Source organism: Rhizobium sp. 05L429, from assembly GCF_056397645.1.
On record NZ_JBFTNV010000032.1, the window covers coordinates 57721 to 70567 of the forward strand.

Annotated in this window: 11 protein-coding genes; 4 read left to right on the forward strand and 7 right to left on the reverse strand. The window is 58.3% G+C overall.

The features are described 5' to 3' along the window. The first annotated feature begins 146 nt into the window (after window positions 1–146). The 3 genes from minC to minE are packed head-to-tail and all read left to right on the forward strand — an operon-like array spanning window position 147 to window position 1996. The gene (gene minC / locus AC1DNW_RS27580) at window positions 147–896 is read left to right on the forward strand and encodes a septum site-determining protein MinC (protein ID WP_477854988.1); all 750 of its coding nucleotides are present in this window, start codon (window positions 147–149) and stop codon (window positions 894–896) included. Window positions 897–926: 30 nt separating this feature from the next. Then, window positions 927–1742 (forward strand): septum site-determining protein MinD, encoded by an 816-nt coding sequence (gene minD, locus AC1DNW_RS27585; RefSeq protein ID WP_477854989.1) that lies wholly within the window; start codon window positions 927–929, stop codon window positions 1740–1742. Beyond that, a complete protein-coding gene (gene minE, locus AC1DNW_RS27590) occupies window positions 1739–1996 on the forward strand; it encodes a cell division topological specificity factor MinE (RefSeq protein ID WP_113296336.1) in 258 nt (85 codons plus the stop codon). Before minD ends, minE begins: the two co-directional genes overlap by 4 nt. Before the next feature lie 103 nt (window positions 1997–2099). Here minE and AC1DNW_RS27595 read toward each other — a convergent pair whose 3' ends face one another. From AC1DNW_RS27595 to AC1DNW_RS27620, 6 genes are all read right to left on the reverse strand, one after another. Further along, window positions 2100–2987, reverse strand: a complete 888-nt coding sequence (locus AC1DNW_RS27595; protein ID WP_477854990.1) for a MurR/RpiR family transcriptional regulator — start codon at window positions 2985–2987, stop codon at window positions 2100–2102. 52 nt (window positions 2988–3039) lie between these two features. Then, on the reverse strand, window positions 3040–4086 hold the full coding sequence (locus AC1DNW_RS27600; RefSeq protein WP_477854991.1) for an ABC transporter ATP-binding protein: 1047 nt from the start codon (window positions 4084–4086) through the stop codon (window positions 3040–3042). Continuing rightward, window positions 4083–4832 carry a glycerophosphodiester phosphodiesterase family protein gene (locus AC1DNW_RS27605; RefSeq protein WP_477854992.1) on the reverse strand — a complete coding sequence of 250 codons (750 nt, stop codon included), beginning with the start codon at window positions 4830–4832 and terminating at the stop codon, window positions 4083–4085. The genes AC1DNW_RS27600 and AC1DNW_RS27605 overlap by 4 nt, the downstream gene beginning before the upstream one ends. 25 nt (window positions 4833–4857) lie before the next feature. Further along, window positions 4858–5667 (reverse strand): carbohydrate ABC transporter permease, encoded by an 810-nt coding sequence (locus AC1DNW_RS27610; protein ID WP_477854993.1) that lies wholly within the window; start codon window positions 5665–5667, stop codon window positions 4858–4860. Further along, window positions 5657–6526 carry a carbohydrate ABC transporter permease gene (locus AC1DNW_RS27615; protein ID WP_477854994.1) on the reverse strand — a complete coding sequence of 290 codons (870 nt, stop codon included), beginning with the start codon at window positions 6524–6526 and terminating at the stop codon, window positions 5657–5659. Before AC1DNW_RS27615 ends, AC1DNW_RS27610 begins: the two co-directional genes overlap by 11 nt. Window positions 6527–6588: 62 nt before the next feature. Further along, entirely contained in the window at window positions 6589–7848 is a 1260-nt protein-coding gene (locus AC1DNW_RS27620) for an ABC transporter substrate-binding protein (RefSeq protein ID WP_477854995.1), read from the reverse strand. A 250-nt stretch (window positions 7849–8098) separates the two neighbouring features. On the opposite strand from AC1DNW_RS27620, the gene AC1DNW_RS27625 reads away from it, so the two are divergent. Continuing rightward, entirely contained in the window at window positions 8099–11323 is a 3225-nt protein-coding gene (locus tag AC1DNW_RS27625; protein WP_477854996.1) for a hypothetical protein, read from the forward strand. A 147-nt stretch (window positions 11324–11470) separates the two neighbouring features. Here the strand turns inward: AC1DNW_RS27625 and AC1DNW_RS27630 are convergent, their stop codons facing one another. After that, a complete protein-coding gene (locus AC1DNW_RS27630; protein WP_113296342.1) occupies window positions 11471–12787 on the reverse strand; it encodes a UDP-glucose dehydrogenase family protein in 1317 nt (438 codons plus the stop codon). Between the last annotated feature and the right edge of the window lie 60 nt (window positions 12788–12847).

The following is a 12847-nucleotide window of genomic DNA, read 5'->3' on the forward strand; positions in this document are numbered from 1 at the left end:
CTGAATTCGGCCAGGGGCAGGAGATTTAGCGGATGGGTTTCCGCCGCTCATGGAGCCATTTTTTTGCCTCACGAGCCCCGCGTTAACGATTTGTTAACCATGAAGCAGCTACTGCTTTTAAATCGAAATTAACCAAGTTTACTAACGTGTTAACTGACGCACGCTCCATTCGTATCAAAGGCAGGTCGTTTCTGGCGGTCGTGCTCACACCGGATCTGCCGTTCGAGGATTGGCTCACGCGGCTTGACGACCTCGCTGCACGCTCTGCCGGGTTCTTTCTTGGCAGGCCTGTCGTTCTCGATGTGAGCGAGCTCTCTCTCGACCGCGCCGCATTGAAAGCGATGGTTGCAGCTCTCGGCGAGCGTGGCGTGAGGGTTATGGGTATCGAAGGCGCACGGCCATCGCAGCTCGACGCCAGCATGCCGCCGGGCATGGTCGGAGGTCGCCCCGCGGCTGACGTAGAAATGCCCGCAGCTGATGCCCAGGCTGAAGCGCAGAAGCCACGCAAGGCGGAGCCTGCGGAGGTTCGTCGGGAGGTTGCTGCGCCATCGGTTGTGCGCGCTGCTCCGTCGTCGCTGGTTCTGCACGAGCCTGTGCGTTCCGGCCAGTCGATCGTGTTTCCGGAAGGCGACGTGACGGTCATCGGATCTATCGCTTCGGGAGCGGAGGTGATCGCTGGTGGCTCGATCCATGTTTATGGCGCGCTTCGCGGACGGGCGCTCGCCGGATCGATCGGCAATTCGGCGGCGCGAATTTTCTGCCGCAAACTGGAGGCCGAGCTTCTGGCGATCGACGGGATTTACAAGACGGCAGACGATCTGCCGGCAAACTTGCGCGGTCAGCCTGCGCAATTGTGGCTTGAGGACGACGCGATCATGGCATCGCGACTGGTCTAACAGGGTGAATGGTTGAAACAGGAGAGGGATATGGGAAAAGTCATTGTTGTAACCTCGGGTAAAGGTGGCGTTGGCAAGACAACCTCGACTGCAGCGTTGGGGGCGGCGCTGGCGCAAAGGAACGAGAAGGTCGTCGTCGTCGACTTCGACGTCGGCCTTCGCAACCTCGATCTCGTCATGGGCGCTGAGCGTCGTGTCGTCTATGACATGATCAATGTCATCCAGGGCGAGGCGAAGCTGACCCAGGCGCTGATCCGCGACAAGCGGTTGGAAACGCTGTTTCTACTGCCCGCATCGCAGACTCGCGATAAGGATTGCCTCACCGCTGAAGGTGTCGAGCGCGTCGTCAACGAATTGAAGACGCATTTCGACTGGGTTATCTGCGACAGCCCCGCCGGCATCGAGCGCGGCGCAACGCTTGCGATGCGCCATGCCGATATCGCCGTCATCGTCACCAATCCGGAAGTCTCCTCGGTGCGCGATGCCGATCGCATCATCGGTCTTCTGGATGCCAAGACGGAAAAGGCAGAAAGAGGCGAGCGCATTGAAAAGCACCTGCTTCTGACCCGCTACGATGTCACCCGCGCCGAACGCGGCGATATGCTGAAGGTGGATGACGTGCTCGAGATCCTGTCGATCCCGCTGCTCGGCATCATTCCGGAAAGCATGGATGTGCTGCGCGCTTCCAACCTCGGCGCTCCGGTCACGCTTGCGGACCAGAATAGCGCCCCGGCAAGGGCCTATTTCGAAGCGGTCCGTCGCCTTYCGGGCGAAGTTCTCCCGGTGACGGTACCCGGCGAGAAGCGCGGCCTGTTCGGCAAGATCTTCGGACGGAGGGCAGCATGAGCGTATTTGATTTCTTTCAGAAGAAGAAAACTGCGCCGATCGCGCGCGAGCGCCTGCAACTGCTGCTAGCGCACGAACGCGTGTCCCCCGGCTCGGATCTCGTGTCTCTTCTCAGAGAGGAGATCCTCGCGGTTATCGCCAAACACGTCGAAATCGAAGGTGATCGCCTGCAGATAAGGATCGATCGCGGCGAGAATTTTTCGATTCTCGAAATCGATGTGGAGATTCCAGCCAAGGCCGCTCGGGCGGCTTGAGCTTCGAATGCAGGTATCCGGGAGACGGAAATGCTTCCCGGATACAACTCGGCGATCATCGGGTGAACCGCAGGCGCGGTCAGTCGTTTCCAGGGTTTTGGCGCTACAGAATCACCGGCGATAGACCGCGGTCCGCGCGGAACGCCTTGAAACTGCTGAGTGCCCGCAGCGAGCGGCCGTCATCAATGGCGGCAAGATCGAGAATGACGGCGTTGGCGATCGTCATGGGAACGACAAGAGACTGCGATTCGCCAGCTTCGCCACGGGAAACCGAGATCTGCCGATCGGGCGCGGGGTCGATGCGGGCGCTGAGCAGATCAGTCAGTGCCAGAACCTTGGCGCCTCCTTCGGCTGCGACCTTCCTGATCTGATGGATGAGTGGTGAAGCCTTGCGGAAGGCGAAGAGCCAGACGACATCGCCCGGTCCCAACGTCGCCAGCGCTTCAGCGATCAGGTGCATCTGGCTCCCGAGATCGATTGACGGATAGCCAGACCGATTGAGCCTGAGTGCGATGAGTGAGGAAAGGGCGGCGGAATGACCGCGCCCGAAGACAAACACCCGGCGACAATCGCGCAACACTTCAGAAAACCCCCTGACATCGGCGTCCGCTACAGCGTTTCTGACCTGCTGAAGTGCAGCAATTTCACTGTCGAGCACAGAGGAAAGGACACCGCCTTCCTCCGCCCGGACGAGACGGGCGGCCATGCGGGCGGCCGGGCTTTCGAAATCGCCGCCACCTTCGATGAGATTGGCCTGCAGGAAAGTCCTGAATTCAGGATAGCCCTTGAAACCGAGACGGCGCGCCAGCCGTACGGCCGAAGCCGGATGCACACCGGCGCGGAAGGAGACAGTCTTGCCGTTTTCCATCGCTGCGCGGATCGGGTCCTGCATCATCACGTCGAGAAGGCGTGTGTCGGMCTCGGTGAGCTTTGTCGAATTGCGGCTGATAAGATCGCCGAGAAGTTGCGGAATTTCGTTCGGTCTTTCCATCGCATCACGTCTCATGGAGCAGCTTTTCGGGGCCGGGACCAGTCAGCGGCGTCTAAATTCGGCGATCTCCAGCTGAAAGATCGACGCGGCTCCCGCTCTGGTTATCGAAAAACACGGCCCGGTCAAGGTCGCACGTGACCCAGAAGTTGTCGGCGTGGCGTGGCACGTCCTTGCGGGGACTGATGAGCGTAATGCGTCCGGCTGGACTGTCACAGTGCAGGATCATATCAGAACCTGTCATTTCAGACAGCATAAGCCGAGCGGGCAGGGCAGGCTCACGCGGCTTTTCGGCGCGGATCGCCATGCATTCGGGCCTCAGCCCAGCCGTCAAGTTTGCTCGGCCCTGCCAGCCGGGGAGATGTTCGACAGGCAGGAAATTCATCGCGGGAACGCCGAGGAAACCAGCAACAAAGCGGTTCTGCGGCTGGTCGTAGATCGCTTCCGGTGTGTCGAACTGCAAGAGGTCGCCATCCTTCATCACGGCAATCCTGTCGGCCAACGAAAGCGCCTCGGTCTGATCATGCGTGACATAGACGATGGTGGCGCCGAGCTGGCGATGCAACTCCTTGATCTCGGTGCGCATTGCAATGCGCAGTGCGTTGTCGAGGTTCGACAGCGGCTCGTCCATCAGGAAGATGGAGCTGTTGCGCGCCATGGCGCGGCCCATCGCCACACGCTGACGCTGGCCGCCGGACAGCGCGCCCGGCTTGYGATCAAGATAGGCTTCGAGCTGCAGCGTTCTGGCCACATTTTGGGCGCGCGCATTGCGTTCGGCTTTCGGCATGCCGCGCAGTTCCAAACCGAAAGCGATATTCTCGCGCACCGTCATATGCGGATAGAGCGCGTAGTTCTGGAAGATCATGGCGATGTCACGATCCTGCGGGGCGAGATCATTTGCTCGCTTTCCACCTATTTCGATATCGCCCTGTTCGCAGCGTTCCAGGCCGGCAATCAGGCGCAACAACGTGGACTTGCCGCAGCCGGACGGGCCGACGATGACGATGAATTCGCCTGATTTGATATCCATGGAAACGCCATGCAGGATTTCCGGCCCGCCGGGATAGGATTTCCTGATGTCTCGAAGGATGATGCCGCTCATTGGGCGGCCTCTGCCCGGAAGCGGTCGCGAATGGCGATTGCAAGGCTAGGCCTGTCCGTCGTGAAGACCTTGATGCCGAGCGCCAGCACCTTCTCGATCTGTCTGGCCGAATGGGCAGCCCAGCAGCCGAAATCGAGCCCGGCGTTCTCGATCTCGGCCATCAATATGGAATCGGCCGTATCAACATGGACGCCGAGTTCGGGGATGTCGTGAGCTTTGGCGACTTCGATGACAGCTGCTGGTCCGAGCTGACGCAAGACCGGCGGGCTGACGAGCCAGAGTTTTGGCCGGCTGGTAGCCGCCGAAAGCGCATCCTGCGACTCCACCAGAAAGGAGGAGAAGATCGTTCTTTCCAGCATGCCGTGACGGGCGAGGGTTTCGACGACGCGAGGCACAAAATTCTCATAGGGGCGACCGTCGACGCCAGGCTTTATCTCGCAGCGGAAATCCACCGTGCTGTCGGCGTAGAGGGTGCAAAGCTCGGCAAGCGAGATCGGATGCCCACCGTTGCCGTAGTTGATGATAGCGACCCGGACTTCTGCTTCGCTCATGGCGGCGATCGCACCGCTACGGTCCGTCGTCCCGTCCAGCGTTGCGTCGTGATGGACCATGATCGCGCCATCGGCTGTCGGATGGACGTCGAATTCCACCTCCTCCAGTAGCATTCTTGCCGTCGCAGCAAAGCCTTGCGGCGTGCTGTCGCCGAATTCCAGAGTGCCGCCGCGGTGCGATGCGATGCGTGTCATTCTATGCTTGTCCTTCTTCATGGATCTATTTGACCGCGCCGAGCGTAATGCCGCGCACGAGATGGCGCTCGACCAGCAGAAAGCCGAGCAGCACCGGCAGGATGCTGAGGGTGCAGGCGGCCATGACGAGCGGCCAGTCGACCAGGCCCTCGCCGGGATTGATACGATAGAGGCGGGCAAGGCCGATCTGCAGCGTGTAGAGGTCTTCCTTGCCGACGGCCACCAGCGGCCAGATGTAGTTGTTCCATTCGCTGATGAAGATGTAGAGACCCATCGAGAAGATCGCCGGCCTGGCGATCGGCACGATCACCCGCCAGAGCACCTGCAGCGGTGTGGCTCCGTCCATATAGGCGGCCTCGTCCAGAGCCTTCGGAATGCCCTTGATGTACTGGCGCAGGAAGAAGGCAGCAAAGCCGTTCGAGATCGCCGGCAGGATGAGGCCGGCGTAAGTGTCGAGCAGGCCGGCCTTGGCAAGCGTCAGATAGTTGGGGATCAGGCTGATATGGCTCGGGATCATCAATGTGGCGACCGTCGCGCCGAAGAGCAGGTTGCCGCCGCGGAACTGGAAGCGCGCTAAGGCGAAGGCGGCCATGGTGGCGATCGTGATGCCGAGCAGCGTCACCAGACCCGAAACGATGATGCTGTTTGCGAGATAACGGGCGAAATTGTACTCGGTGACGGCGCGGACATAGTTGTCCAGCGTGAACTCGTACCTGCCGGTATAATAGGATTGCGCCGTCTCGAAGGACATCCAGATGGAGTAAAGAACKGGCGACAAAAAGATCAGCCCGGCAAGCAGCGCGAGGCCGGTCAAGAGCGGGTTTTCAAGCTTCATAATGCACCTTCCGGCCGATGACGAAGGATTTGATCAGCGCCAGCACGATCAGGAAAATGAAGAGCAGGACGGCGAGTGCCGAGCCCCTGCCGATGTCGAAGAGAGTGAAACCCACGCGATAAAGCAGGTTGACGAGCATGTCGGTAGCACCCGCGGGGCCGCCATGGGTCATGATGTTGACGATGGTGAAAACCTGGAAGGCTTCGATCACCGAAATCACCAGCAGGAAATAGGTGGTCGGCATGACGAGCGGGACGGTGACCCGGCGGAAGACATGGAAACRCCTGCCGCCATCGATGGCAGCGGCATCATAAAGCTCCTGCGGCACAGCCTGCAGGCCGGCAATATAGATGACGATATCGTAGCCGAGCTGTTTCCACGTATTGACGAAAATCAGCACCCAGAGGGCAAGCTGCGGATCCTGCAGCCACGGCACTTTCCCGAGGCCGAGCGAGGTGAGGACGGCGTTCACCATGCCGTAATCGGTAGCGAAGAGCCAGGAGAAGACGACCGCAATCGAGACGGTTGAGGTAACGGAAGGCAGAAACAGCGCCCCGCGCAGAAGCCGCGACGGCAATGTCTCGCGGACGAGATAGCTCGCGACCGCGAGCGCCAGCGCCAGCCTGATCGGTACGGAAATCAGCGCAAAGAGTGCAGTCACCTGCAGCGCATTCCAGAAGTCGCGGGAATTCAGCAGCAGGCGGTAGTTCTCGAAACCGACGAAGGGCATGGTCGGCGACAGAAAGTCCCAGTGCCGGAAGCTGAGGTTCACACTGGTAATAACGGGGATATAGGTGAAGACCGTGATGAAGATGATCAGCGGTGCGACGAGGAAATAAGGCGTGAGTTTCCGCAGCATGGGACCGAGACAGTTGAGACGACGAGCTGTTTAAGGCCCGCCGTCTTGCTGAAGGGGGAGGCTTAGTTGCCGGAACGCTTGGCTTCTTCGCGGGTCTGGGTCGCGAAGTCTTTCATCGTTTCAGTGACATCGCGCTGGCCGAGCGCCATGGCTTCCCACATCTTGTACTCCGTCGCGCGCATCCAGGTGACGACCGGCGGACGGGCGCGACCATGGGCGAAGTCGAGCTGCTTGATGGCAACGTCGATGCCCTGCTTTTTGGCAAGCGCCTCGGCGGCAACTGGCTGGGCGGCACTCTTCTTGTTGATCGGCAGGTAGCCGGTCGCGGCGAACCAGACGGCATTGGCTTCCGGCGAAGCGGCATAGCTGATGAACTTGTAGGCAGCATCCTGAACGTCCTTCGGCGAGGTTGCCAGGATGCCGATGCCGGCGCCGCCGATCGGAACAGAGCAAACCTTGTTGCAGGGCATCGAGCGGACTGCGAGCTTGTCGCCGAGCGCCTTCCTGGCGCCGCCATAGTCACCTGTCGAGTTCAGGGATATGCCGACCTTGCCGGCGTAAAAAGCGTCGCGGCCGACATCCTCGTCGGTGACGCCATCGGGAGAGGCGACCTTCTGGTCATGAACCAGCGAAGCCATCCACTGATAGGCCTCGATCGTGTTCGGCGAGTCGAGCAGGATGTCGTTGGTCTTGGAATCGATCAGCTCGCTGTCGTTGGACATGACGAGACCCCAGCGGGCGAACTGGCCGGGGGCTGCAATGCCGGTAATGCCTTCCGAGCCGAGCTTTTCGGTGATTGTCTTCGAAACGGCAAGAATATCTGCGAAAGTCTTCAGCGGCGGTTCCGTCGTGAAGCCGGCACGCGCGAGGATATCCTTGTTGTAATAGAGGACCGGMGTCGAGGAGTTGAACGGCACGATGTAGTTCTTGCCGTTGTAGACGCCAACCTCACGGGCGTAGTCGTAGAGGTCGTCCTTCAGCGGGTCGGCATTGAAATAGGGCGTGAGGTCGATCAGCGCGCCGCGGTCGGCGAAGAGGCCGTAGCGGGTGACTTCCATGATGACGGCATCAGGTGCACGTTTCGCGGGGATGGCCGCCTGCAACTTGGCGACGATGTCGTTGTAGTCGCCGACGAACTCGCCTTCGATATGAATCCCGGGGTTGGCGGCCTCGAAATTTGCGATGATCTTGTTGAGCGCCTCGCCGGAGGATTTGCTGAAGCTGTGCCAGAATTTCACCGTCGTATCGGCATGCGCTGAGCCAACCATGGACATCAAGGCGACAACACTGGCCGCAACCGTATTCTGCAATTTCATTGACATAACTTTCTCCTCTGCAAAAAAAATTGCATTCCGTTTGGGCGAGGAGTAGCGCGCAGACGAGACAGTTTCTTAAAGGCCGTATGAAGTTTTGGTGACAAGGAATCGCCTCAATCACCAGGGGTTGTTTGATTTTCTAAAAAACGACTCTGAATAGTGGGGGAAATGTCGTATTTTAATTTTTTGTTTTTGTCCTCTTTAACGTTCATTTGGGACCCTATTGGCATCGAAACCAACAGGAAGCGGCGGGCAAATGGCCACCATAATTCAGCCGGAAGACTGGAACAGCTCCCTAACGGGTTACTATTCAATTGAGGTGGATGATCAACCCTTTGAATATCAGGGCGGAGCCAAGGACTATGCCCTGTCGGTGCCGCGGGAGGGGGCTATCCGGTTCGAGCTGCACGACGGAGACCAGGCTCCGTGGGATGTGGCGAACAATCACGCCTCCGAGCGCGTTGAGATCGCCGACAGGCAACCAATCACCTACGGAACGCCGCTGCAGGTTTCCTATGACTTCATGCTCGAGCAGGGGCCGCCCAATACGGCCCATTTCATGGTGCTCGGCCAGCTTCATCAGAATGTGCACGAGGGTGCACTGGTCGTCCCGCCACCCTTTTCGGTGACGCTGACGGGCGAGAAGATGGGCATCAGCATCGGTTACAGCGATGCAAATGGAAATCCGGTTCAGCAGGTAATTTTCACCGACGCCTACGATATCCAACGCGGGCACAACTACGACATAGATATCAAGGCGACCTTCGATCCTGATGGAAACGGACGGCTTGTCGTAACGCGAGATGGCGTGACGATTGTCGATTACATGGGGCCGCTCGGTTATATTCAGGACCAGGGGGTCTACTGGGCCGAAGGCATCTACCGCCATGCGAACGCCACGGAGAGCGTTGCAGCCGTCTACGGTGATCTGGATATAGAGACCGGTTCTACGGTCAACTTTCCAGATCCCGATGCTTATATCGCCGCTCCGACCGTTCTGGTGAGCGATGCCATGCATGATCCATCGGGCGGCAATTCGGTAACGATTAGCGGCTCAGCCAAGCTTGGCACCACCGTCGTCATTTACGAGAACGGCAAAGTGATCGCGACGGCCGAGACAGACTCAATGGGCCGCTACACCGCCGACATCGTCTTTTCGACGACAGGAGAGCATAACCTCAGCGCGGTCGCCGTCGATTCATCGGGCCGCTACGGTATCATTGCCGCCCCGGCGGGTATCGAGATCGGCACCGCTGCGGAAATCGTTGGACGCATGGACAGCATCATGACGGATGCCAGCGTTCAATCAATTATCCTCACCGACACKCATATGCTGACGGTTCCCTCCGATTATKTGATGCGCCTCTACATAAATTCAGGGGTCCTGAACAAGATCGCGGGCGACGATGTTACCTTCAAGACCAGCACGGCGKTCTTAGGCGGAAGCTACGACCGGCAGGTCTATATTTACAACGAACAAGGCAAGGTCATCGAATCCGAGCGTTATCTCGGAAGCAAGCTGGTCTTCGACCAGAAAATCGGCGCCGATGGCGTCACCACGACCCAGACCTGGAAGACGGACGGTTCGTCGGATATCAACATCACCAAGAACGGCGTCCTGATTGAGTACGAGCAATATGATTCTTTGAACCGGCTGAAGTTCGAGCAGACCTTCAACGATGACGGTTCCCGCAAGACTGTCACCTATTTCGATCCGGCCTCCGGGGCAAAAACGATCGAAACCGTCTATAACGCCGACAAGAGTTCGACCCGCACCACGTATGGCATCACCGGCAAAGACTATGTCGAGGAAGCCTATACCTACGATGCAACGGRCAAGCTGATCCTTCAGGAGCGTTTCGCACCCGGGCACACGAAGATCATGTCCACCAGTTGGGAGCCCGACGGAACGACGGAAACGCACCGCTATAACGCCGCCGGTCAGGAAACGAGTTTCTCAATCGTCCAMGCCGACAAGTCGCATGTCGAAGGCACTTTCGGCATCACCGGTCAGCCCTATTCCGGTCAGATCATCAGCTATGACACCAGTAACAAGATGGTCTCCAAGGATCTGCTCGACCAGAACGGCCGGCTCATCAGCACAGAAACATTCGGAATAAACCCAGCGCTGAAGGTCTTTGCTTATGCAAACAGCACCGGTCCCGCCACGGGTTACACTCTCTATGCCGCAGACCATTCCTATGACGTGGCCACTTATGCCGCCGGCACGACAAACGTCGCAAAGCTCAGCCACTACGACGCTAACGGCAACCTGATCGGAACAGATATTCTCATACCGGATCCCTCGCTTGGCACTTACGATCCCGTGACGAACACCTATTATCAGGAAATTCGAAACAGCGACGGGTCGAAAGAGGGGCATCGGTACGATGCTGATACCGGCAGGGAGCTCAGCTATTATATCCGCAATGCCGACGGCAGCCGCACCGAGGCTAACTTGGCTGTCAAAGGCAAGGATTATGTCGAACAGATCATCAGCTACGATTCCAAGGGCAAGATTATCGATCTGGTGCGCAAGTACGGCGATCCTAGCCATACGATCGCCCATACTGAACATTTTGACAGCACCGGCGCCGGCGAGATCCGAAATTTCGACGTGACTGGCCAGCTTACAACTGCGCTGTTCTATACTGCAGGGCAGAAACTGATCAAAACCGAAACCTACGCGCCGGGTGATCACCTCAAGGAGTTCACGGCTTACAATAGCGACGGATCGAAGGAGACCCACAGATTCGATCCTGCCACTGGGCACGAGACCGGTTATAGCATTCGCTATGCTGACGGTGGGCGTGTCGAAGCAAGCCTTGCGATCACTGGCAAGGACTATGCCCAACAAATTCAGACATATGATGCCGCCGGAAAGCTCATCGATAGCGTCCGCAAATACGGTGACGCTACTCACACCGTTTCGCAGTCATACCATTTGAATGCGGATGGATCGCAGGAGTGCAACAACTTCGACACGAAGGKCCGGCAAACGGTATCGGATACGACGCATTCGGACCATTCGCGCGACTACATCCTGTTTACATATGCCGGAGATGGAGCGTCGCCRAGCACGACCGAGCAGACCCACTACGGCGTCGTCGGCAACAAGCAATGGACGGACAAAACGAATGTCGACGGCTCGCACACACAAACAGCATTTGCTGCCGGTGTGACCCTGACGTCGCATGAGGGGGTGAAAGACACGCTGGTCGGTTCCAGCATCGCCAACGATGTTTTCCTCTTCCACGCTCAGGCAGGCCAGGATACGGTTTCTGGTTTCCAGGCGCATGGGGGAAATATCCATGACCGAATCGCCTTCGACAGCTCGCTGGTGGACGATTACGCCAGCCTGCATGCGTTAATGAGCTCCACCTCCGCCGGAACGCTCATCACCTTCGACGATCATAACAGTGTGCTGATCTCCAAGGTCGCAATCGCGAACCTGTCTTCCGACGACTTCCTCTTTGTGTAGAGAGATGTCTCGTCGTCGGTGACGCAGAAAAGATGACGGTACTCCCATCAGGAGGTTTGGCGAGGTCTACCTGATGCCCATTCTGCAACAGGCGCGGGCCGGATGAAAGCCACCAGCCCGGCGCTCTCGCTGATGAAGGAACCGAGCTTACCTTTTCTCGGGCTTCCGTCCGATGGCAAAATAACCGAACCCATGCTTGGCAACTTCACTTGCCGGGTAAATGTTTCGGAGATCGACAATAACCGAATCTCTCATGACGCTTTTGAGGCGTTTGAGGTCGAGTGCGCGGAATTCGTCCCATTCGGTGACAATGACAATCGCGTCGGCATCCACGGCGATCTCATAAGGATCTTTCCCGTAAGTGATGGGGCCGAGCATGTCCTTTGCCGCTTCCATGCCTTCGGGATCGTAGGCGTGGACCGTGGCCCCGCCATCGAGCAGGGCCTGAACGATGGTGATCGACGGCGCGTCACGCATGTCGTCGGTGTTCGGCTTGAAAGTAAGGCCGAGAACGGCAATCTTCTTGCCGCGCACGTCACCATCGCAGGCGGCGATAACCTTGCGACCCATGGCGCGCTTGCGATTGTCGTTGATCGCGACCGTCGTCTCGATGAGACGTACGGGGCTGTCAAAGTCCTGCGCGGTCTTGACGAGGGCGAGCGTATCCTTGGGGAAGCACGACCCACCGTAGCCCGGGCCAGCATGCAGGAATTTGTCGCCGATACGCTTGTCCATACCGATGCCCTTAGCAACTTTCTGGACGTCAGCGCCGATCTTTTCTGAGAGATCGGCGATCTCGTTGATGAAGGTGATCTTCATCGCGAGGAATGCGTTGGCGGCGTATTTGATGAGCTCGGAGGTGCGGCGTTCGCAGAAGTAGAGCGGCGCTTCGTTGAGATAGAGCGGGCGATATACCTCGCGCATGACCTCGATCGCACGGGCATCCTCCGTGCCGATCACGATACGGTCGGGACGTTTGAAGTCGGTGATCGCTGCACCTTCCCGCAAGAATTCAGGATTGGAGACGACTGCAATATCCTTTTCGGGAAATTCTTCACGGAAGATGCGTTCGATTTCGTCCCCGGTGCCCACGGGAACGGTCGATTTGGTAACGACGACGGTGAAGCCCTTGATAGCGGCAGCAATTTCGCGCGCTGCAGCATAGACATAGGTCAGATCCGCGTGGCCGTCGCCGCGGCGTGAGGGCGTGCCGACGGCGATGAAGACGACATCTGCTTCACCGACGGAAGGGGCGAGGTCTTTAGAGAAATCCAGGCGTCCAGCTTCGCGGTTCTGCTGAATGATGGCCTCGAGCCCAGGTTCAAAAATCGGCACTTCGCCGGCTTCCAGCGCTGTTATTTTTGCCTCGGACTTATCGACGCAAGTCACATGGTGACCAAAGTCGGCGAAGCAGGCACCTGAAACGAGACCGACATAGCCAGAACCAATCATAACGATACGCATGAAGCTATCTCCAAGTTAAAATAACGCCACTTGGGCTATATGCTGCAACGCAACAAATCA